The 19,270-nt window shown below is 70.0% G+C and carries 19 protein-coding genes and 1 pseudogene; 7 read left to right on the top strand and 13 right to left on the bottom strand.

Going from position 1 to position 19,270, the window contains the following annotated elements; genetic code table 11:
- Positions 1 to 168: 168 nt before the first annotated feature.
- From gltS to QTI33_RS00540, 5 genes are read left to right on the top strand one after another with little or no spacing between them, the layout of a single operon-like run.
- The gene (gene gltS / locus QTI33_RS00560) at positions 169 to 1,383 is read left to right on the top strand and encodes a sodium/glutamate symporter (protein ID WP_286503745.1); all 1,215 of its coding nucleotides are present in this window, start codon (positions 169 to 171) and stop codon (positions 1,381 to 1,383) included.
- 53 nt (positions 1,384 to 1,436) lie between these two features.
- Positions 1,437 to 2,102, top strand: a complete 666-nt coding sequence (locus tag QTI33_RS00555; protein ID WP_286503744.1) for a DUF3348 domain-containing protein — start codon at positions 1,437 to 1,439, stop codon at positions 2,100 to 2,102.
- A gap of 17 nt (positions 2,103 to 2,119) precedes the next feature.
- Positions 2,120 to 4,210 carry a DUF802 domain-containing protein gene (locus tag QTI33_RS00550; RefSeq protein ID WP_286503743.1) on the top strand — a complete coding sequence of 697 codons (2,091 nt, stop codon included), beginning with the start codon at positions 2,120 to 2,122 and terminating at the stop codon, positions 4,208 to 4,210.
- Complete coding sequence (locus tag QTI33_RS00545; protein ID WP_286503742.1) at positions 4,207 to 4,857, top strand: OmpA family protein; 651 nt, start codon at positions 4,207 to 4,209, stop codon at positions 4,855 to 4,857. Before QTI33_RS00550 ends, QTI33_RS00545 begins: the two co-directional genes overlap by 4 nt.
- Positions 4,850 to 5,455, top strand: coding sequence for a DUF2894 domain-containing protein (locus tag QTI33_RS00540; protein ID WP_286503741.1), 606 nt, complete (start codon positions 4,850 to 4,852; stop codon positions 5,453 to 5,455). Before QTI33_RS00545 ends, QTI33_RS00540 begins: the two co-directional genes overlap by 8 nt.
- Here the strand turns inward: QTI33_RS00540 and QTI33_RS00535 are convergent, their stop codons facing one another.
- Positions 5,456 to 5,782: a GYD domain-containing protein gene (locus QTI33_RS00535; RefSeq protein ID WP_286503740.1), complete on the bottom strand. Its 327-nt coding sequence runs from the start codon at positions 5,780 to 5,782 to the stop codon at positions 5,456 to 5,458.
- A gap of 186 nt (positions 5,783 to 5,968) precedes the next feature.
- Between QTI33_RS00535 and QTI33_RS00530 the strand changes: the two genes are divergently transcribed.
- A complete protein-coding gene (locus tag QTI33_RS00530; protein WP_286503739.1) occupies positions 5,969 to 6,820 on the top strand; it encodes an intradiol ring-cleavage dioxygenase in 852 nt (283 codons plus the stop codon).
- Positions 6,821 to 6,843: 23 nt separating this feature from the next.
- On the opposite strand, the pseudogene QTI33_RS00525 reads toward QTI33_RS00530, so the two are convergent.
- The 5 genes and pseudogenes from QTI33_RS00525 to QTI33_RS00505 all read right to left on the bottom strand — a co-directional run.
- A pseudogene (locus QTI33_RS00525) lies at positions 6,844 to 6,987 on the bottom strand (SDR family oxidoreductase); the annotation flags it as partial.
- A 15-nt stretch (positions 6,988 to 7,002) separates the two neighbouring features.
- Positions 7,003 to 7,857, bottom strand: a complete 855-nt coding sequence (locus tag QTI33_RS00520; RefSeq protein WP_286503738.1) for a helix-turn-helix transcriptional regulator — start codon at positions 7,855 to 7,857, stop codon at positions 7,003 to 7,005.
- A gap of 68 nt (positions 7,858 to 7,925) precedes the next feature.
- Positions 7,926 to 9,128 (bottom strand): acyl-CoA dehydrogenase family protein, encoded by a 1,203-nt coding sequence (locus QTI33_RS00515; RefSeq protein WP_286503737.1) that lies wholly within the window; start codon positions 9,126 to 9,128, stop codon positions 7,926 to 7,928.
- A gap of 36 nt (positions 9,129 to 9,164) precedes the next feature.
- A complete protein-coding gene (locus tag QTI33_RS00510; RefSeq protein ID WP_444814787.1) occupies positions 9,165 to 10,244 on the bottom strand; it encodes a phosphotransferase in 1,080 nt (359 codons plus the stop codon).
- Between the two features lie 69 nt (positions 10,245 to 10,313).
- On the bottom strand, positions 10,314 to 11,099 hold the full coding sequence (locus QTI33_RS00505) for an enoyl-CoA hydratase-related protein (protein ID WP_286503736.1): 786 nt from the start codon (positions 11,097 to 11,099) through the stop codon (positions 10,314 to 10,316).
- A 197-nt stretch (positions 11,100 to 11,296) separates the two neighbouring features.
- Here QTI33_RS00505 and QTI33_RS00500 point away from each other — a divergent pair, with 197 nt between their 5' ends.
- Positions 11,297 to 11,995, top strand: a complete 699-nt coding sequence (locus tag QTI33_RS00500) for a GntR family transcriptional regulator (protein ID WP_286503735.1) — start codon at positions 11,297 to 11,299, stop codon at positions 11,993 to 11,995.
- A gap of 10 nt (positions 11,996 to 12,005) precedes the next feature.
- Here QTI33_RS00500 and QTI33_RS00495 read toward each other — a convergent pair whose 3' ends face one another.
- The 7 genes from QTI33_RS00495 to QTI33_RS00465 all read right to left on the bottom strand — a co-directional run bounded on the left by QTI33_RS00495 (position 12,006) and on the right by QTI33_RS00465 (position 19,270).
- Positions 12,006 to 12,776, bottom strand: coding sequence for a crotonase/enoyl-CoA hydratase family protein (locus tag QTI33_RS00495; RefSeq protein WP_286503734.1), 771 nt, complete (start codon positions 12,774 to 12,776; stop codon positions 12,006 to 12,008).
- Positions 12,773 to 13,843, bottom strand: a complete 1,071-nt coding sequence (locus QTI33_RS00490) for a branched-chain amino acid ABC transporter permease (RefSeq protein ID WP_286503733.1) — start codon at positions 13,841 to 13,843, stop codon at positions 12,773 to 12,775. Before QTI33_RS00490 ends, QTI33_RS00495 begins: the two co-directional genes overlap by 4 nt.
- A 9-nt stretch (positions 13,844 to 13,852) precedes the next feature.
- Positions 13,853 to 14,887: a branched-chain amino acid ABC transporter permease gene (locus QTI33_RS00485; protein WP_444814803.1), complete on the bottom strand. Its 1,035-nt coding sequence runs from the start codon at positions 14,885 to 14,887 to the stop codon at positions 13,853 to 13,855.
- Between the two features lie 17 nt (positions 14,888 to 14,904).
- Positions 14,905 to 15,651 (bottom strand): ABC transporter ATP-binding protein, encoded by a 747-nt coding sequence (locus QTI33_RS00480; protein ID WP_286503732.1) that lies wholly within the window; start codon positions 15,649 to 15,651, stop codon positions 14,905 to 14,907.
- Positions 15,644 to 16,441 carry an ABC transporter ATP-binding protein gene (locus QTI33_RS00475; protein WP_286503731.1) on the bottom strand — a complete coding sequence of 266 codons (798 nt, stop codon included), beginning with the start codon at positions 16,439 to 16,441 and terminating at the stop codon, positions 15,644 to 15,646. Before QTI33_RS00475 ends, QTI33_RS00480 begins: the two co-directional genes overlap by 8 nt.
- A 2-nt stretch (positions 16,442 to 16,443) precedes the next feature.
- On the bottom strand, positions 16,444 to 17,637 hold the full coding sequence (locus QTI33_RS00470; RefSeq protein WP_444814802.1) for a substrate-binding domain-containing protein: 1,194 nt from the start codon (positions 17,635 to 17,637) through the stop codon (positions 16,444 to 16,446).
- A gap of 67 nt (positions 17,638 to 17,704) precedes the next feature.
- Positions 17,705 to 19,270 (bottom strand): long-chain-fatty-acid--CoA ligase, encoded by a 1,566-nt coding sequence (locus QTI33_RS00465; protein ID WP_286503729.1) that lies wholly within the window; start codon positions 19,268 to 19,270, stop codon positions 17,705 to 17,707.

Here is a 19,270-nt window from a genome sequence, read left to right as displayed (position 1 = left end):
TGAAAGCGGCCCGCTGCCGGACCGCCTTGCGCCCCATGCAGGCTTGCCGGGACGACCCGATGTTGTTGCCGGCTCGCTGATCGGAATCTGACGCCCGGGTGAGGGGAATTACGTAACCGGGCCGTTATGCTCTGGCAGGACACACTCCCCGCCATCGGAAGCACCGCCTTGCCGCCACACGACCTGCACCTCGACGCCTACGTCAGTTTCACGCTGGCGATCCTGCTGTTGTTCGTCGGCAAGGCCTGCACCCGCCGCTTCGAGCTGCTGCGCCGCTACAGCATCCCGGAGCCCGTCATCGGCGGGCTGGTCAGCATCGTGGTCGTCAGCACGCTGTATCTGGTGTTCGGGCTCAAGGTGGACTTCCAGCTCGGCGTGCGCGACGTGCTGTTGCTCTATTTCTTCGCCGCCATCGGGCTGGCCTCCGACGTCCGGACCTTGCGCCAGGGCGGCCGGCCGCTGCTGATCCTGGTCGCGCTGGCGACCGGCTTCATGGTGCTGCAGAACCTGGCCGGCATGGCGGTGGCCAGCGGCTTCGGGCTCGACCGCCGCGCCGGGCTGCTGACCGGCTCGGTCTCCCTCACCGGCGGCGTCGGCACGACGCTGGCCTGGGCGCCGCATTTCGTGCAGCTGGGCATCGTCAACGCCGAGGCCATCGGCCTGGCCAGCAACATGGCGGGCCTGATCTCGGCCTGCGCGATCGGCGGCCCGATCGCCGCCTGGCTGATGCGCCGGCACCGGCTCAAGTCGTCGGCCGAAGCGGCGCTGCCGGCCGGCGCCCACTACGAGGACGAGAACCGCAGCCGCCTGGACTACAACAGCGTGCTGCTGGCGCTGCTCTGGCTCAACCTGGCGCTGATCCTGGGCCGCGTCGTCAGCGACGCCATCGCACTGACCCGCCTTCGGCTGCCGGGCTTCGTCGGCGCCCTGATCGCGGGCATCGTGCTGCGCAACGTCAGCGCGCTGTTCACCAAGCAGAAGGGCCAGCTGTGGCACTGGGAGCGCATGCAGGCCGGCGTGGCCCTGCTCTCGGACATCTGCCTCGGCGTCTTCCTGACCATGGCCCTGATGGGGCTGCAGCTCTGGCAGATGCACGGCGTGGCGGTCTTCGTGCTGACGGCGGTGTCGCTGCAGATCCTGATGGCGATCGCCTTCGCCGTCTTCGTGGTCTTCCTCTGCATGGGCCGCGACTACGAGGCGGCGGTGGTCTCGGCCGGCTTCGGCGGCATCGCGCTCGGCTCGACCGCCACCGCCATCGCCAACATGAGCGCCGTCACGCGCGAACATGGCGCGGCGCCGCGCGCCTTCATCGTGGTGCCGCTGGTCTGCGGCTTCTTCATCGACCTGGTCAACGCCGTCGTCATCGCGCTCATGGCGGGCTGATGTGGGGACCCGCTTTGCGGGCGCCGATGTAAAATCGGCGGTTTTTCCAGTAGGTGCAAGTGTCAAGGCGCACAGGTTTCACCGACTCGGCGCTGGTTCGCTTGCTCGCTCGACTGAACGACATCGCGGTTCCCGAATCCCGCCAGGGCTTCGCGGACCGCTTGAGTCAGTGGTTCGGCTGGACCCACGCCATTTCGCTCTCGGCGGCGCTGGATGGCAGTCCGGCGGCGGCGCCAAGGCGCTCGCGCGGCCCAGACGACGCCGAACGACGCGAAGTCGACGGGGTGCGGGCGGCCTTGGCGAAAGCCATCGCCGAACGCGGCGCCTTCGCGTCCGACTTCGCATCGCAGCGTCGACGCTATCTCGCCCGGCAACAGGCCATGGAGACCGCCATCGGTCCCCTGCGCGGCCGGCTGCGGGCCAGGCTCGCGTCCGCGTCGCCCGAGATGGCCCGGCTGGCCGCGCTGGACGTGGTCATGGAGCAGGTGCTCGGTGCGCAGGAGCACCGCCTGCTCGCGACCGTGCCCGGCCTGCTCGAAAAGCACTTCGAGCGCCTGCGCCAGGCCGCCGAGCGGCCGGCCGACGAGAGCGACGGCGCAACCGCATCCGGCGCCTGGCTGGATGTTTTCTGCCGCGACATGCAGGGCGTGCTGCTGGCCGAACTGGATATCCGATTGCAACCGATCGAAGGGCTGCTCGATGCCCTTCGCAAGCGCTGACCGACTGACAGGCCTTCATGACCAGATTTCTTCACTACGCCGCCTTCTTCGTCGGCCTCGCCGCCGTCTGCTGGGTGGGTGCCGGCTACATCGGCTCGAACCCGCTGGCGCTGGCGATCACGCTGCTGATCGGCGCGTTCTATCTGATGGGCGCGCTGGAACTGCGCCGCTACCACCAGGCCACTGCCACCTTGTCGAGCGCCGTGGCGGCCGTGTCGGCGCCGCCGGCGAGCCTCGCGGCCTGGCTGGACACGCTCCATCCTTCGCTGCAGAACGCGGTGCGCCTGCGGGTCGAAGGCGAACGCGCCGCCCTGCCCGGCCCGGCCCTGACGCCCTACCTCACCGGCCTGCTGGTGCTGCTCGGCATGCTGGGCACCTTCCTCGGCATGGTGGTGACCCTGAGCGGCACCGGCACGGCGCTGGAGAGCGCGTCCGACCTGCAGGCCATCCGCGCCTCGCTGGCCGCCCCGGTGAAGGGCCTGGGACTGGCCTTCGGCACCTCGCTCGCGGGCGTGGCGGCGTCGGCGATGCTGGGCCTGCTGTCGGCCTTGTGCCGGCGCGACCGGCTGCAGGCCGGGCAGCGGCTCGACACGCGGATCGCGACCAGCCTGCGCGGCTTCTCGCAGGTCCATCAGCGCGAGCAATCCTTCCAGCTGCTGCAGCGGCAGAGCGAGGCGATGCCCCAGCTGGTCGACCGGCTGCAGGCCATGATGGCGACGATGGAGCGCCAGAGCCAGGCCCTGCACGAACGGCTGGCCGCCAGCCAGGACACATTCCACGGCAAGGCCGAGACCGCCTATGCCGGGCTCGCCGCCACGGTCGGCCGCTCGCTGGAGCAGAGCCTGATCGAAAGCGCCCGCGCCGCCAGCGCGACCATCCAGCCGGTGGTCGAGGCCACCATGGCCGGCATCGCGCGCGAGGCGGCCGCACTGCACCAGACGGTCGAGCACGGCGTGCAGCGCCAGCTCGACGGGTTGTCGAGCCGCTTCGAGGCCAGCACCGCCACCGTGGCCGAACTCTGGCAGGGCGCGCTCGCCGCCCAGCAGCGCACCAGCGAGGCCCAGTCCCATGACCTGCGCGCTGCGCTCGAGCAGTTCAGCCAGACCTTCGAACAACGCTCGGCCGCGCTCGTGGACGGCGTCGCCGGCCGGCTGGAAAGCACGGTCGGCCAGCTGTCGGAAGGCTGGAGTGGCGCGCTGGCGCAGCAGCAGCGCGTGAGCGAAAAGCTGTCGGAGGACACGCAGGGCGCCCTGGCGGCGGCCGCGGCCAGCTTCGAGCAGCATGGCACTTCGCTGCTCGGCACGGTGGCCCAGGCGCATGCGGGCCTGCAGGCCGAGATCGCCTCGCGCGACCAGCAGCGGCTCGCGGCCTGGACCCAGGCGCTGGAGGCCATGGCCGCCGCGCTGCAGCAGGAATGGCAGCAGGCCGGCGCCCGCAGCGAGCAGCAGCAGCAGGCGATCTGCCAGACGCTGGCCGAGACCGCACGCGAGATCTCGGCGCAGACCGAAGCGCACGCGAAGGGCACCATCGCCGAGATCGCCGGGCTCATGCAGGCCGCCGCCGAGGCCCCTCGCGCCGCCGCCGAAGTGATCGCCGAGCTGCGCCAGAAGCTCTCCGACAGCATGGCGCGCGACAACGCGATGCTCGACGAACGCGCCCGCATCCTGGAGACGCTCGATACGCTGCTGGGCGCGGTGAACCATGCCGCCACCGAACAGCGCGGCGCGATCGACGCGCTGGTCGCCACCTCGGCCGAGCTGCTGGAGCGCGTCGGCACGCGCTTCACCGACACGGTCGCTGCCGAAGCCGGCAAGATGGCCGGCGTCGCCGCCCAGATCACCGGCAGCGCGGTGGAAGTCGCGAGCCTGGGCGAGGCCTTCGGCACCGGAGTGCAGCTGTTCAGCCAGTCGAACGACAAGCTGGCGGCCCAGCTGCAGCGCGTCGAAGGCGCGCTCAGCAAGTCGATCGCCCGCAGCGACGAGCAGCTGGCCTACTACGTGGCGCAGGCGCGCGAGGTCATCGACCTCAGCATCATGTCGCAGAAGCAGATCGTCGAAGACCTGCAGCGCATCGCCAGCCAGCGCGCCACCGAAGGCAGCGAAGCGTGACGACCGAAGAGCTCGACGGCGGCCTGGAGCCGTCGGTGCCGGTGTGGGCCGTCTTCGGCGACCTGATGTCGGGGCTGCTGGGCGCCTTCGTGCTGATCCTGGTCTGCGTGCTCGGCATGCAGATCGATCTCGCGTCCCAGCTCGAAGCCGAGGTCAAGCAGCGGCAGGAGGCCGCGCAACGGCTGCAGACGCTCGAACAGGCGCTGGCCGGTCCCCTGGCCGCCGGCCGCGTGACCCTGAACAATGGGCGCATCGGGATCAGCGGCAACGTGCTGTTCGCCTTCAATTCCGCCGAGCTGCAGCCCGAAGGCCGGCAGCTGCTGCGCAGCCTGACCGCCCCGCTGGCCGCCTACCTGCGGGCCCGCGACGAGATCCTGATGGTCAGCGGCTTCACCGACGACCGCCAGATGCGCGACGGCGCGCGCCGCTTCGCCGACAACTGGGAGCTGTCGGCCCAGCGCTCCCTGACCGTGACGCGGGCGCTGATCGAAGAGGGCCTGCCTTCTTCGTCGGTGTTCGCCGCCGCCTTCGGCTCCGAGCAGGCGGTGGCTTCGAACGCCGATGCCGATGGCCGATCGAAGAACCGGCGCGTCGAGATGTCGCCCACGCCGCGGCCGAGCAACGCGCAGGCCCGACCCCGTGGCTAGCAGCGAGGCCGGCGCCCGGATCGCTGCCTGGCGCGACAGTGGCGCGCACCGCTTCGATCCGGTGCGCTTCCGTTTCATCGAGGCGCTGGCCGGACGCTCGGCCGCCCACGACGGCGAGGCGCGCCGCCTGCTCGACGACCGGGTCGCCGGGCTGGTGGCGGACTACGGCGCGGCGCTCGAAGCCGCCCGGGCCGCGGACGGCGATGCGGCGCCGCCGACCGAAAAGCTGCCGGCGCGCCCTGGCCCGCTCGCGCTGCTGGTCGAGCAGGTGGCCCGGCAGGCAGCGTCCGCGGGCGACGCGCCGGCGGCCGGCGAGCTGAAGACGCTCGGCTACTTCCGCAGCACCTGGGCCAGGCTCAGCGCCGAGCGGCGGCTGACGCAGTCGCTGGCCAAGGTGCCGGAGAATGCCGGCCCCCTCAACTCGCACCACCTCGTGCATCGCTCGCTGACCCTGATGCGCGACCTGTCGCCCGAGTACCTCAACCGGTTCATGGCCTATGTCGACACCCTGCTGTGGCTCGACCAGGCGGGCGCCGGCTCGGGCCCGGCGGCACCGGAGAGCCCGAAGAAGGCCGCCCGGGGCAAGACGGCAGGCTGATCAGCCCTTGGGCGCGGGGTAGGCCAGCTTGCCGGCGTTGCCCAGCACCTCCAGCGTCTCGGCCACGGTGAAGAGCTGCGAGGTCTTGAGGGTGCGGATATGGCCCGCCAGCTCGACCCCGACGATGGCGGTGGCCGCCACCTTGGCGTCGGGCGCCTCGTAGATGATGAAGCCGTCGTAGTCGCCCGCCATGTAGTACATGCTGAGCAGTTTTCCGCCCAGCTTCTCCAGCAGCGCCTTGACCGGCACGCTGCGGTCCTCGGGGTTCCTGGCCAGCTTCTGCCAGCCTTCGGTGTTGTAGCTGAAGCACGTCATGTAGGTGGGCATACGCGTCTCCATTCCCATGAAATCGAGGCGGGACCTGGACCGGTCGTCGCAACGGCCGGGCGAACCAGCGCCCCGTCCGGTCCGGAAGGCCTTTGTACGCCGTCAGCCGGGAAATGCAACGTGCTCCCATTTGTCTCGACAATCCGCAGGCAGCATCGATGGCGCACCCCAGCCACGGACCTGCCCATGCCAACCAACGACCCCGACTCCTTCCGCACCGCGCGCCGCGGTGTCCTGATCTCCGGCCTGGCGGCCACGGTGGCCGCCACGTCGTCCCGCCCCGCGGCCGCGGCGGCCGCCGAGGCCGGCCAGGCGCCGCCGACCGCCGCCGCCACCGAGGGCCCCTTCTACTTCGATGCCCGCAAGTTCCGCCCCGACATCACCGAGGGCCGGCCGGGCGTGCCGCTGGCGGTGCGCTTCACGGTCCTGGACTTGGCGCTCAGGCCCTGGCGCGGCGCCCGCGTCGACATCTGGCATTGCGATGCGCAAGGCCTCTACTCCGGCTACGCCGGCCAGGGCGAGGACCGCCGGCTGTCCACCGAGGGCCAGACCTTCCTGCGCGGCTCCCTGCTGACGGACGCCAGCGGCGTGGCCGCCTTCACGACCATCTACCCGGGCTGGTACCACGGCCGCACGACGCACATCCATTTCAAGGTCTTCGACGCCGCCCGGCCGGTGCTCACCTCGCAGTTCTTCCTGCCCGATGCGCTGAACGAGTACCTCTACACGCAGTTGCCGGACTACCGCCGCGCCACCCTGCGCGACACCCTCAACAGCACCGACGGCATCGCCCTGGAGGCCGGCCCGACCGTGCATGGGGCGGTGCGCGAGGAAACAGAAAGCTATGTCGCCAGCCTGACCCTGGTGGCGGACCCCACGGCCCGCCCGGTCCCCGAACGGCGGCCGATGCCCGGCAGGCCGGGGCCGCCAGGCCGCGCGGGCGGACCCGGGCGAGGTCGGCCAGACGGACCTCCACCCCAGCCGCCGGTTCTGGAAGGCGCGGCGCGGGTGGCCGCGCTGATGCCGGGCAAGGGTTAGGCGGCCGCAGCGCCCGCCGCCTCGGGCGAGATCGAGTTGATGCGCGCGCCCTCCCCGCCCCATTCGAGCGCCATCACCCGCGTGAGCTGGCCGACGCCGGCCTTGGCCGCGCAGGCATGAGCCTGGCGCAGCACGTGGAAGCTGCCGACCAGGTCGATGTCGACCACCCCCTCGATGAAGAATCAGGCGAACTGATAGCGCGGCGAGCCCGCGGCCGCCCGGCCGTAGAGCTCGAGCCTGCGGCTGCCGGCAAAGATCGACTTCGGCGTCAGGCCGTAGACCTGCCGGATCGAATGGCTGAAGTGGGTCGAGTCGGGGTAGCCGACGTCGAGCGCGATGTTCGCGAGATTGGCGTTCTGCGTCACGTAATAGAGCACGCTGCGGGCCCGCTGCCAGGTGCGGAAGCTGCGGAACGGCGTGCCCACCTCGGCCTTGAACAGGTGCAGGAAGCGCGACACCGACAGGTGCGACGCGTCGGCGCAATCCTGGGCCGAGGTGTGGCTGTTGGGGTCGTCCTTGATGCGCGCCAGGCTGGCACGGATGCGGCGGTCGATGGCCCGCGGCACCAGGGGCTCGCCGAAGACGCTGCGGTCGAAGTCGGCGGTCTGCGGAAACTGGCGCGAGCCGCTGCAGCGGAAGCGCTCGAGCGCGGCGCGCAGGCCACGCAGCACGTCGGGGTCGCGCACCTCGCCGCAACCGCGGGCGATGTAGTCCGGCAACCGGCCGGGCGCCACGCTGTCGGTCTCGATCAGGATGTTGCAGATCATGCGTTCGCCGGCGGCGATGCGGTGCGGCACGCTGGGCGGGACCACCGACACCTCGGCCTCCTCCCAGGCGCCGCCGGCCACGCTGATGCGGTGCGGCTTGCTGAGCGACACGTAGATCGAATAGGCACCGAAGGTGCGCACCGAAGGCGCGCCGAGCAGGCCGACGTACAGCACGCGATCCGCGTTGAGCCACATCAGCGGCTCGTGCCGGGCCGGCGCCTGGGCGGGCAAGGCGATGGGAGATGCGGAAGGGTCGAGTTCGATGTGCACGGTTGTCTCCTTGCGTCTGTTCTGTCGATTCCGGGATGCCTGTGGACGGCGGCAGTTCGTGGTCCTGCCTAGCGGTACTTCTTGAGCTCCAGCTGGCCGATCTGGTTGCGGTGCACCTCGTCCGGGCCGTCGGCCAGCCGCAGCAGGCGCGCCGTGGCATAGGCCGAGGCGATGCCGTGGTCGTTGTTGGTGCCGCCGCCGCCGAAGGCCTGGATGGTCCAGTCGATCACCTGGCAGGCCATCTTCGGCGCCGCCACCTTGATCATCGCGATCTCGGCCTTGGCGACCTTGTTGCCAACGGTGTCCATGCGGTGCGCCGCGTTCAGCGTCAGCAGCCGGGCCTGCTCGATCAGGATGCGCGACTCGGCGATGCGCTCGACCGTCACGCCCTGCTGCGCCACCGGCTTGCCGAAGGCCACGCGCGACAGGCTGCGGCGGCACATCAGCTCGAGCATCCGCTCTGCCAGGCCGACCAGCCGCATGCAGTGGTGGATGCGCCCCGGGCCGAGCCGGCCCTGGGCGATCTCGAAGCCGCGGCCTTCGCCGAGCAGCATGTTCGAGGCCGGCACGCGCACGTTCTCGAAGGTGACTTCCGATGCCCGGTCGGGCACGCCGTAGAAGCCGAACACCGCGATCGGCCGCACCACGGTGACGCCCGGCGTGTCGAGCGGCACCAGGATCATCGACTGTTGCTGGTGGCGGTCGGCGTTGTCGGGGTCCGACTTGCCCATGAAGATGCAGATCTTGCAGCGCGGATCGGTGGCATTGGTGGTGTACCACTTGCGGCCGTTGATGACGTAGTCGTCGCCGTCGCGCACGATGCTCGACGCGATGTTGGTCGCATCGCTGGAGGCCACGTCGGGCTCGGTCATCGCGAAGCAGGAGCGGATCTCTCCGGCCAGCAGCGGCACCAGCCATCGCGCCTGCTGCTCGGGCGTGCCGTAGCGCGCCAGCACCTCCATGTTGCCGGTGTCGGGCGCCGAGCAGTTGAAGACCTCGGGCGCCAGGTGCGAGCGGCCCATGATCTCGCACAGCGGCGCGTACTCGAAGTTGGTCAGGCCGGCACCGTGCGCGGACTCGGGCAGGAACAGGTTCCACAGGCCGGCCGCCCGCGCCTTGGGCTTGAGCTCCTCGAGCACCGGCGCCACCTTCCACGGGCCCAGTTCCTCGGCCTCGCGGTAGTAGCGCTTCTCGTTCGGATAGATGTGCTCGTCCATGAAGGCGGCGAGACGTTGCTGGAGGTCCTGGACCTTGGGGGAGAACTCGAACACGGATTGGCTTTCGGATGGAGTGAATGGGGGCCGCGACTAGCGCGCGGACCTGGGGAAATGGGCTTCGACCTGGCGCCATGCGGCCTGCGCGATCGGCTTCGCACGGGCGCCGGTCTCGCGCGCCTCGGCGCTCGACGCCGTGCCGTCGTGCGAGCGTTTCAGGATGCCCTGCAGGATGGCGGCGAGCCGGAACATCGCGTAGGCCAGGTAGAACTCCCAGTGCGACGGATCGACCGGCGCCCGGCCGACGCGGCGGCAGTAGGCATCGAGGTAGGCGCGCTCGCCCGGGATGCCGAGCGCGGCGAAGTCGGCGCCGGCCATGCCGCGGAACTGCTGCGCACCCAGGCGCCAGGGCAGCGCGTGGTAGGCGAAGTCGGCCAGCGGGTGGCCCAGCGTGGACAGTTCCCAGTCGAGCAGCGCCAGCACGCGCGGCTCGCTCGGGTGGAAGATCATGTTGTCGATGCGCAGGTCGCCGTGGAAGAGGCAACTCTCGTCGCCGGGGGGGACGTTCGCCGGCAGCCATTCGATCAGGCGCTCCATCGCGGGAATCGCCTCGACGCCGCCGGGGCCTTCGACCGTCGCCTGGTACTGCCGCGTCCAGCGCGCGATCTGGCGCTCGAAGAAGGCGCCGGGCCGGCCGTAGTCGGCCAGGCCGACGGCGTGGCAGTCGACGCCGTGCAGCGCGGCGACGACGCGGTTCATCTCTTCGTAGACGGCCGTGCGTTCAGGCACCTGCATGCCGGGCAGCGCCGGGTCCCACAGCACGCGGCCGTCGACGAAGTCCATCACGTAGAACGGCGTGCCGACGACCGCCGGGTCGTCGCAGAAGCAATGCACCCGGGCCACCGGCACCCCGGTGCCGCGGAGGGCGTGCAGCACCCGGTACTCGCGGTCGACCGCATGGGCCGAGGGCAGCAGCGCGCCGTCGGGCTGCTTGCGCAAGACGTAGCGCGCACCGCCGGCATCGGTCAGCTGATAGGTCGGGTTGGACTGCCCGCCCTTGAACCGGAGGGCGGCCAGCGGACCGCGCAGGCCGGGAATCCGCCCCTGCAGCCACTCGGCGAGGCGGCCCGTGTCCAGGGGCCGCGAGGCGGTTTCGGGGAGCGCTGCACTCACTGGGCAAGTCCTTGCATGCGGCCCATGGTAGGCCACATTGTCTGACAATACATCAGGGTTTGTCCGACACTATCGCCCGATAAAGCACGGTTTTCGTTTCTCTAGGAAGGCCGTGACGCCCTCGGCCGCGTCGGCGGTCGCCCCCGAGGCGACCATGCCGCGATGTTCGACATGCAGTTGGGCTTCGAGCGAACGGCCGGCCACGCCGTCGAGCAGCGCCTTGGTCCGCCCCAGCGCGGCGGTGGCGCCCGCGGCCAATGCCTCCACCAGCGCCAGGGCGTGGGCCTCGAGGGCATCGTCCGCCACCACGCGCGACACCGCGCCGATCGCCAGGCATTCGCGCGCGCTCAGCGGCTCGTTGGTCAGGAAGATTTCCTTGGCGCGCGCGGCGCCGACCCGGCGCGCCAGCAGCCAGGACGAACCGGCGTCCGGCGTCAGGCCGATGGCCGAATAGCCGCCGCGCAGCTTCATCGACTCGGCCGCCAGCACGATGTCGGCACACAGCGCGAGGCCGATGCCGCCGCCGCCGACCGGCCCGTTGAGCGCACTGACCACCGGCACCGGCAAGGTCGCCAGCGCATGGATCGCACGGTGCAGCGGCGGGATCGTGCGATCGAGCAGCCCGGCCAGGTCGTCTCGCGATGCGACGAAGTCGGCGATGTTGCCGCCGGCGCAGAACTGCCGGCCGCGGGCCCGCAGCAGCACCGCGCGCACGCCGGTGTCGGCGGCCAGCCGCTGGATGCAGTCGACCAGCGCCTGGCCGGTCTCGAGATCGAGCACATTGGCCCGTTCGGGCCGGTTGAGCGTGAGCAGTGCGACGGCGCCTGCACGCTCCAGCAGTACGGAGTCGGACATCCAGAACCTCGGTGAAAACACAGCCCCTTGGCAGCGATGGCCGAGCGTAGGCAAGGCCCCGGCACCCGTCTTGTGCCAACTCGCTGCGAGTTTGGGCTTTCAAGGGTTGGACCCGATGCCGGAGCGATTCGGGGCTGCAAAATTGCCTGACAATCACGTCAACAATTTCGGGTCTTTGCCCGAGCGCGCGAATTCGCATGACCACCACCAAGACCGCTGCGTCCAAGACCCCCGAGACGCGCCACCCGCGCAGCACGCCCGACCGCGTGGCCGACGCCATCAGCAAGGGCATCCTGATGCGCCGCTTCACGGTGGGCCAGCGGCTGGTCGAGGCCGACCTCACGCGCGACCTCGGCGTCAGCCGCAGCACGGTGCGCGAGGCGCTGCGCATCCTGGCGTCGAGCGGCGTGGTCGACCTGACGCCGCACCGCGGCGCCGTGATCCGCTCGCTGACGCGCGAGGATGCGGCCAGCCTGCTCGGCGTGCTGGAGGTGCTGTCGGGCCTGGCCGCCCGGCTGGCGGCCGCCAACATCCACCGCGAGGGCAATGCGAAGCGCTTCGAGGCGGCAGCGCAGAAGCTGGTCAGCGCCCGCACGCCCGAGGGGCTGGACCGCGTGCTCGACGAACGCGCCAACTACTACAAGGTGATGTTCGAGATCGCCGACAGCAGCGAGCTGAACCGCGTGCTGCCGCAGGCACGGGCGCATCTGTTCCGGGCCCAGTTCTATCACTCGCTGACCACCGCCGACCTCAAGGCGATGGTGGCCGAGTACCGCGCCATCACCGAAGCCATCCTCGAGGGCGACGAGGCCAAGGCGGAGAGCCGCATGCGGCGCCATCTGCAGAAGAGCGGCGAGCGGACGCTGCCGCGGATGAGCAGTTTCTCGCTGCTCTGAAGGCGGGCCGTCAGCGCCCCTGCCAGACCGCCGCGCGCTTCTGCGCAAAGGCCGTCGCGCCTTCCCGCGCATCCGACGAGCCATTGACCTTGCGCGCCAGCGGCCGCTGGCGCTCGAACATCTCGTCGTCGGTCCAGGTGCGCGAAGCATCCACGATCTGCTTGCTGGCCGCCACCGCCAGCGGCGCGTTGGCATCGATGCGGCGGGCGAGTTCGAGCGCCGCGTCGAGCGCGCCCCCGTTCTCGACCAGCCGGTTGACCAGCCCGCAGGCGGCCGCCTGCTCGGCCGTGATCGGGTCGCCGATGATCGCCAGTTCCATGGCGAGGTTGCGCGAGACGCAGTGCGGCAGCCGCATCAGGCCGCCGGACGACGCGACCAGCCCGCGCTTGACCTCGGGCAGGCCGAAGCTGGCGCCGCGCGCCGCCACGATCAGGTCGCAGGCCAGCGCGATCTCGAAGCCGCCGGCCACCGCATGGCCCTCCACCGCCGCGATCAACGGCTTGGCGGGCGGCGCTTCGCACATCCCGGCGAAGCCCCGTCCCTCGACGATCGGCTCGTCGCCGCCGGCCGCGAAGGCCTTCAGGTCCATGCCGGCGCAGAAGTTGCCTGCGGCGCCGGTGAGGATGCCGACATGCAGTTCGGGCCGCGCATCGAGTTCGACCAGGGCCGCCGCCAGCGCGACCGCGACCTCCTTGTTGATCGCGTTGCGCACCGCTGGCCGGTTGATCGTGATGACCTGGACCGCGCCCTGCACGCTGACCAGGACCACCGGCGGATTCATGTCGCCTCCCTGTTGGACGCCCGCAGCTTGCCGACGATGCCGCTCGGAAAGAAGTACACCGACAGCACGAAGACCGTGCCGAACCACAGCAGCCAGCGGTCGGGATGGAACAGCGCGGCCAGCAGCGGCACCCCGCCGAGCGAACTGCTCATGCCGCCCATCAGGCTCTGCAGGTAGTTCTCGGCCACCACGAACAGCGCCACCCCGACCACCGAGCCGTAGACCGTGCCGAGGCCGCCGATCACCGCCATCAGCAGGATGTTGAGCATCACGTTGAAGCCGACAGTGGTCTGCGGCCCGACGTAGCGCAGCCACAGCGCCATCAGGATGCCGGCGCAGGTGGCCAGCGCGGCCGCCAGGCAGTTGATCGCCACGCGGTAGTAGAGCGTGCGGTAGCCGATCGCCTCGGCGCGGAACTCGTTCTCGCGGATGGCCTCCAGCACGCGGCCGAAGCGCGAATTGACCACCCGCAGCATCAGCAGGAACAGCAGCACGGCGCTCGCGAAGACCAGGTAGTACGCCAGCACCTTGCCGTTGACCGTGGTGCCGAGGATGTCGTTCTCGAACAGGCGGAAGCCCGGCGACAGCGACTCGGGCAGCTTGAAGGTGCGGCCGTCGTCGCCGCCGGTCAGGCCGCTCATGCGCGTGACCAGGGCACCGAAGGCCGCGGCCACGGCCAGCGTCATCATCGTGTAGAAGATCGCCTTCACACGCAGCGACACCAGCGCGATCAGCAGCGACAGCACCAGCGAGAGGCCCAGTCCCGACAGCGCGCCGACCCCCATCGCGCTCCAGGTCGGCCCGAGCTTGTACATCGCGATCGCGACGCCGTAGGCGCCGATGCCGTAGAACATCGCGTGGGCGAACGACACCACGCCGCAGTAGCCCAGCAGCAGGTCGAAGGAAGCCACCAGCACCACGAAGACGCAGATGGTCGCCGCCACGTTGAGCGAGCGGGCGCCCGAGAACAGGAAGGGCGCGGTGGCGAGGTACGCCACCACCAGCACCAGCAGCGCCGTGAGCCAGCGACTGCGCGGCAGGTCGCCCGAAAGGATCGAATTGAACATGGCGCCCGCCTAGTGCTTGTTGACCGGATAGAGCCCCTGCGGCCGCCACAGCAGCACCACCATCATCACGAGGATGTTGGAGACCAGTGCCATGTCGGGCAGCAGGAAGCTCACGTAGTTGGTGCTGAGCGCGATCAGCATCGCGCCGGCGAAGCAGCCGGTGACCGAGCCGAGCCCGCCGATGATGACGATGATCAGCATCTGCACCAGCACCTCGGCGCCGATGGCCACGGTGAACTGCTCGCGGTAGAAGCCCCACATCACGCCGCCCAGGCCGGCCAGCGCCGAGCCGCCGACGAAGACCGCGATGAAGATGTTGCGGATGCGGTAGCCCAGGGCCTCGACCATCGAGCGGTTCTCGACCCCGGCGCGGATCAGCAGGCCGACCCGCGTGCGCGTCAGCAGCAGCGTGAGCCCGGCATACACCACCAGCCCCACCGCCACCGCCACCAGCCGGTAGCGCTCGATCGCGACGTCGCCGAGCAGCAGCGAGCCGCGCAGCGCCTCGGGCATGGGCAGCATCATCTGGTTGGCGCCGAACAGCACCAGCACGATCTGCTCGATGATGATCATCGCGCCGATGGTGATCAGGATCTGCTTCAGATGGTCGCCATAGACCGGCCGCACGAACAGCCGCTCGTAGACCCAGCCGAGCGCCGCCGTCACCCCCATCGAGAGCAGGATCACCGCCGCGATGGCCGCCAGGCTGGCCCAGACCGACTCGGATTCGAGCAACCCCTTGAGCGGCCCGACCAGCAGCGTGGCGGTGTAGGCGCCGACCGCGACGAAGGCGGCGTGGCCGAGGTTCATCACGTCCATCAGGCCGAACACCAGGGTCAGGCCGCTGGCCATGATGAACAGCATCATGCCCATCGCGAGCGCGGCGACGGTCAGCGTGACCCAGGTCGGGAAGCTGCCGATGACCGGCAGCGCCAGGCCGATGAAGGCGAGGATCAGCAGGCCGGGCACGAGGTCGCGCCGGCGGCCCGGCAGCGCCTCCAGCGCTTCGGGCGCGGGCGCGCCTTCGGCGGCCGGCGGGGGGATGGGGTGGGTGGCGGCGTTCAATGCACGGCTCCTGCATGCAGGCCGAGCAGGCGCGCCTGCAGGCCTTCGTCCTCGGACAGTTCTTCCATCGACCCGCTGTGCACCATGCGCCCGTCGTCCATCACCGCCACGTGGTCACCGAGCGAGCGCACGAAGTTGAAGTTCTGTTCGACCAGCAGGATGGTGGTGTCGCGCGCCTTCAGTTCCTCGAAGGCCTGCGCCAGGTTGTCGACGATCGAGGGCGCGAGGCCCTTGGTCGGCTCGTCGATCAGCAGCAGCTTGCGCGGCTCGATGATGGCGCGGGCGATCGCGACCATCTGCTTCTGGCCGCCCGACAGCGTGCCGCCCGGCCGCAGCCAGAAGCGCTTAAGGGCCGGGAACAGCGAGAAGATCCATTCGAGCCGCTCGTCGTCGAAGGCGCCGCCGATGGCCGCCAGGCGCAGGTTCTCCTGCACCGTGAGGCCCGAGAAGATGCCCATGTCCTCGGGCACGAAGGCGATGCCGCTGCGCGAGATCGCGGGCGTCTCGGCCGCCGTGATGTCCTGGCCGTCGAACACGATACGCCCGGCGCTGGCGTGCCACAGGCCCATGATGGTGCGCAGCGTGGTGCTCTTGCCGGCGCCGTTGCGGCCCAGCAGCACCGTGAGGCCCGAGCGCGGCACCTGCAGGTCGACACCCTGCAGGATGTGGTATTCGCCGATGTGGGTGTGGACGCCGGCGAGCGTCAGCAGCAGGCCGCCCGCGTCGTTGTGCTGCTCAGGCATGGGCCACCGCCTTCGCCGCCCGCGGCGCGCTGCGCTTGCCCAGGTAGGCCTCCTGCACGATCGGCGAGGCCATCACCTCGGCCGGCAGGCCGTCGGCCACCAGCCGGCCGTTGTGCAGCACGATGATGCGATCGGCCAGGGAATGAATCACGTCCATCTTGTGCTCCACCAGCAGGATCGTCTTGTCGCCCTGCTTCTTGAGTCGGCCGATCAGTTCGAGGATGACCGGCACCTCGTCCACGCTCATGCCCGCGGTGGGCTCGTCGAACATCAGGATCTCGGGCTCCAGCGCCATCAGGATCGCGACTTCCAGCTTGCGCTTGTCGCCGTGCGGCAGCTTGGCCGAGACGTCATCCGCGCGCGCCGCCAGCCCGACCTGCGCCACGTAGTGCGCCGCCTGGTCGATCAGGTCGCGGCGGCTGCGCCACACGGCCAGCATGTTGAAGCCGGCGTTGTGGCGGCTCTGCACCGCCAGGCGCACGTTCTCGAGCACCGAGAGCTTCGGGAACAGGTTGGTCAGCTGGAAGGCGCGGCCGATGCCCTTGCTGGTGCGCTGCGGGGCGCCGAGCCGCGTGATGTCCTCGCCCTTGAAATGCACGCTGCCGGCGCTGGCGCGCAGCTGGCCCGACAGCAGGTTGAAGTAGGTCGTCTTGCCGGCCCCGTTGGGGCCGACGATGGCCGTCAGGCTGCCGGCGTCGAACTGCGTCGTCACCGCGTTGACCGCCACGTGGCCGCCGAACTGGATGCTGAGCCCGGTGCTGGAAAGCACCGGCGCGCGGGGCGCCGCCATGTTCAGCGCTTCACGGTGATCGGAACCGGCATCTCGGACGCCGGGATTTCGCGCACCAGTTCGAGCAGGTCCCACTCGCTGGCGGGCGCCTTCTTCATCTTGAACTGGTACTGCGCCTGCATCGCCTGGTGGTCTTCCTTGCGGAACGTCATCTTGCCCTTGGGGGTGTCGAAGTCCATGCCCTCCATGGCGGCGATCAGCTTCTCGGAGTCGGCCGAGCCGGCCTTCTTGAGGCCCGCGATGATCGCGCTGGCCGTGACGAAGCCGCCCGCGGTGAACAGGTCCGGCGGCATCTTGAAGCGCTTCTGGTGCTCGGTGACCAGCCAGTCGTTCATCGGGTTCTTCGGAAAGCCGTAGTAGTAGAAGGTGCCGCCGCTCACGTCCAGGCCCTTCCAGGGCTTGGTGTTCTCGAGGTTGGCGCCGCCGATCGACAGGAACTCGATGCCGTAGCGGCCCGGGTTGAGCTCGGAGATCTTGCGGATCGGGTTCGGCGCGCCCCAGATCACGACCAGGTACTTCTTGCCGGTGGCGTTCTTCATGCCGTCGAAGATGCGCTGCATCGGCGCCGTGAAGTCGGTGGTCGACAGCGGGATGAACTCCTCGTGCAGGATCCTGGCCTTGCTCTGGGTCGCGGCCATCGCGTCCTTGAAGGCCTTGACGCCGTCGCGCCCGTAGACGTAGTCGGGCGCCAGGAAGGCCAGGTTGTCGCCCTCCTTCAGGCCGGCGGCGCTGGCCAGCGCGTCCTGGAAGGAGTTGCGGCTGGCGCGGAACAGGTAGCGGTTCCAGGCCGAGCCGGTGAGCGAATCGGCAATCGCCGGCTCGACCATCAGCACCTTCTTGTACTCCTCGGCCACCGGCGCCATCGACAGCGCGCCGCCCGACCACGAGGTGCCGACCGCGATGTCGGCCTTGTCGTCGGACAGGGCCTCGGTGAGCATCGCCTTCGACAGCTCGGGCTTCATCTGGTCGTCCTTGACGATCACCTCGATCTTGCGGCCGAGCACGGTCATCGAACCCTGCGTGAGGTATTCGAGGCCCAGGCGCAGGCCGCGCTCGGTGTCGCGCGCATAGGCTTCGGACGGGCCGGTCTTGCTCGCGATCAGCGCGATCTTGATGGGCTTGTCCTGCGCCTGCGCGATGGACACCGCGCCCAGCAGCGCAAGGGCGCCGAAGGCGGCGGCGATCAGTTTCTTCAAAGGCATGTCATGTCTCCAGGTGGATGGGCGGGACGACCTCGCCGGGTCGTTTCTCGGTTTGGCAAATTCAGCCGATGGCGCGCGACTGGCCGCGCCAATAGGGTTCGCGCAGCAGGCGCTTGAGCACCTTGCCGCTCGGGTTGCGCGGCAGCTCGGTCACGAGGTCGACCGACTTGGGGCACTTGTAGTGCGCCAGGTTGGCGCGCATGAAATCGATGATCTCGCGCTCGGTCACGGCCACGCCGGGACGCGGCACGACGCAGGCCTTGACGGCCTCGCCCCAGGTGGGGTCGGGCACGCCGATGACGGCGCCGTCGGCCACCGCCGGGTGCTTCATCAGCACGTTCTCGACCTCGGCCGGGTAGATGTTCTCGCCGCCCGACAGGATCATGTCCTTGATGCGGTCGTTGATGTAGAGGTAGCCGTTCTTGAGGTAGCCGCCGTCGCCGGAGCGGAACCAGCCGCCGTTGGCGTTGCGGCCTTCGGGGTAGGCCGCGGCCGTGGCTTCGGGGTTGCGCCAGTATTCCTTGAGGTTGCGGTCCGATTCGATCCAGATCTCGCCGACTTCGCCGTCCGGCAGGTCCTTCAGCGTCACCGGGTCGACGATGCGCAGGCGCCCGCCGCCGATCGGGCGCCCGGCCGAGCGCAGCCGTTCGGCATCGCCCGCGCGATGGTCCGCGGGCATCAGGAAGGTGGCCGGGCCCGACACCTCGGTCAGGCCGTAGACCTGCAGGAACTGGCAGCCGAAGGTCTCGAAGGCCTGCTGCAAGGTGGTCTCGCTGACCGGCGAGCCGCCGTAGGCGATCAGCTGCAGGCGGCCGTAGTCGCCGTGCTTCACCTCGGGCGACTGCAGCATGAAGAGGATCATCGCCGGCACGATGAAGGTGTGGGTGATGCCGTGCTCGCCGATGGCGCGGATGTAGCCGGCGGGATCGAACTCCGAATAGGCGCTGGTCTGGCCGCCGGTGTAGAGCGTCAGCAGCAGCATGGTCATGCCGGCGACGTGGAACACCGGCAGCGGGTTGCCGAGCACGTGGCGCTGGTCGAACGCCCACTCCTTGGCGACCACGCGCGAGGTCGACAGCAGCCCGGCATGGCTCAGCACGATGCCCTTGGGCAGGCCGGTGGTGCCCGACGAATAGAGCTGCAGCGCGGCGTCGTGGGTGTCGGCCTCGACCGCCGTGAAGCTGTCGCCGTGGGCCGCATACCAGTCTTCGAAGGAAGGCAGGCCATCGTGCGCCTGCTCGGTGCAGACCAGCGTGCGGACGCTGTCGAGTCCGGCGGCCTGCACCGTGGCGATGAAGGCCTGGTCGGCCATCAGGAAAGGGGCCGCGCCGTTCTTCAGGATGTAGGCGATCTCGGGTGCCGCCAGCCGCCAGTTGACCGGCATGCAGACCGCGCCGAGCTTGCAGGCCGCCAGGGTCAGCAGCAGGGTCTCGATGTGGTGCTTGGTGAGCACCGCGACCCGGCTGTCGCGGCCCACGCCCATGGCGGCCAGCGCGTTGGCGATGCGGTTGGTGGTGCGTTCCACGTCGATGAAGCTGAGCTTGCGCTCGCCCCGGCGGTAGGCCAGCGCGTCGGGGCGCTCGCGCAGCTGGCGCCGCAGGCTGTCGATCAGGGTGCGGTCGTCCAT

Origin of the sequence: Variovorax davisae (assembly GCF_030316845.1) — a bacterium.
GTDB lineage: Bacteria > Pseudomonadota > Gammaproteobacteria > Burkholderiales > Burkholderiaceae_C > Variovorax > Variovorax davisae.
Note: the sequence above shows the minus strand (reverse complement) of the source record. Positions and strands in the feature narration are given on the sequence as shown.

What these genes read in the sequence shown, in the direction of transcription:
- QTI33_RS00550 (WP_286503743.1), top strand. Translation starts at nt 2,120, where the DNA reads ATGACCAGATTTCTTCACTACGCCGCCTTCTTCGTCGGCCTCGCCGCC.
- QTI33_RS00535 (WP_286503740.1), bottom strand. Translation starts at nt 5,782, where the DNA reads ATGCCCACCTACATGACGTGCTTCAGCTACAACACCGAAGGCTGGCAG.
- QTI33_RS00530 (WP_286503739.1), top strand. Translation starts at nt 5,969, where the DNA reads ATGCCAACCAACGACCCCGACTCCTTCCGCACCGCGCGCCGCGGTGTC.
- QTI33_RS00505 (WP_286503736.1), bottom strand. Translation starts at nt 11,099, where the DNA reads ATGTCCGACTCCGTACTGCTGGAGCGTGCAGGCGCCGTCGCACTGCTC.
- QTI33_RS00500 (WP_286503735.1), top strand. Translation starts at nt 11,297, where the DNA reads ATGACCACCACCAAGACCGCTGCGTCCAAGACCCCCGAGACGCGCCAC.
- QTI33_RS00495 (WP_286503734.1), bottom strand. Translation starts at nt 12,776, where the DNA reads ATGAATCCGCCGGTGGTCCTGGTCAGCGTGCAGGGCGCGGTCCAGGTC.
- QTI33_RS00490 (WP_286503733.1), bottom strand. Translation starts at nt 13,843, where the DNA reads ATGTTCAATTCGATCCTTTCGGGCGACCTGCCGCGCAGTCGCTGGCTC.
- QTI33_RS00480 (WP_286503732.1), bottom strand. Translation starts at nt 15,651, where the DNA reads ATGCCTGAGCAGCACAACGACGCGGGCGGCCTGCTGCTGACGCTCGCC.
- QTI33_RS00475 (WP_286503731.1), bottom strand. Translation starts at nt 16,441, where the DNA reads ATGGCGGCGCCCCGCGCGCCGGTGCTTTCCAGCACCGGGCTCAGCATC.
- QTI33_RS00465 (WP_286503729.1), bottom strand. Translation starts at nt 19,270, where the DNA reads ATGGACGACCGCACCCTGATCGACAGCCTGCGGCGCCAGCTGCGCGAG.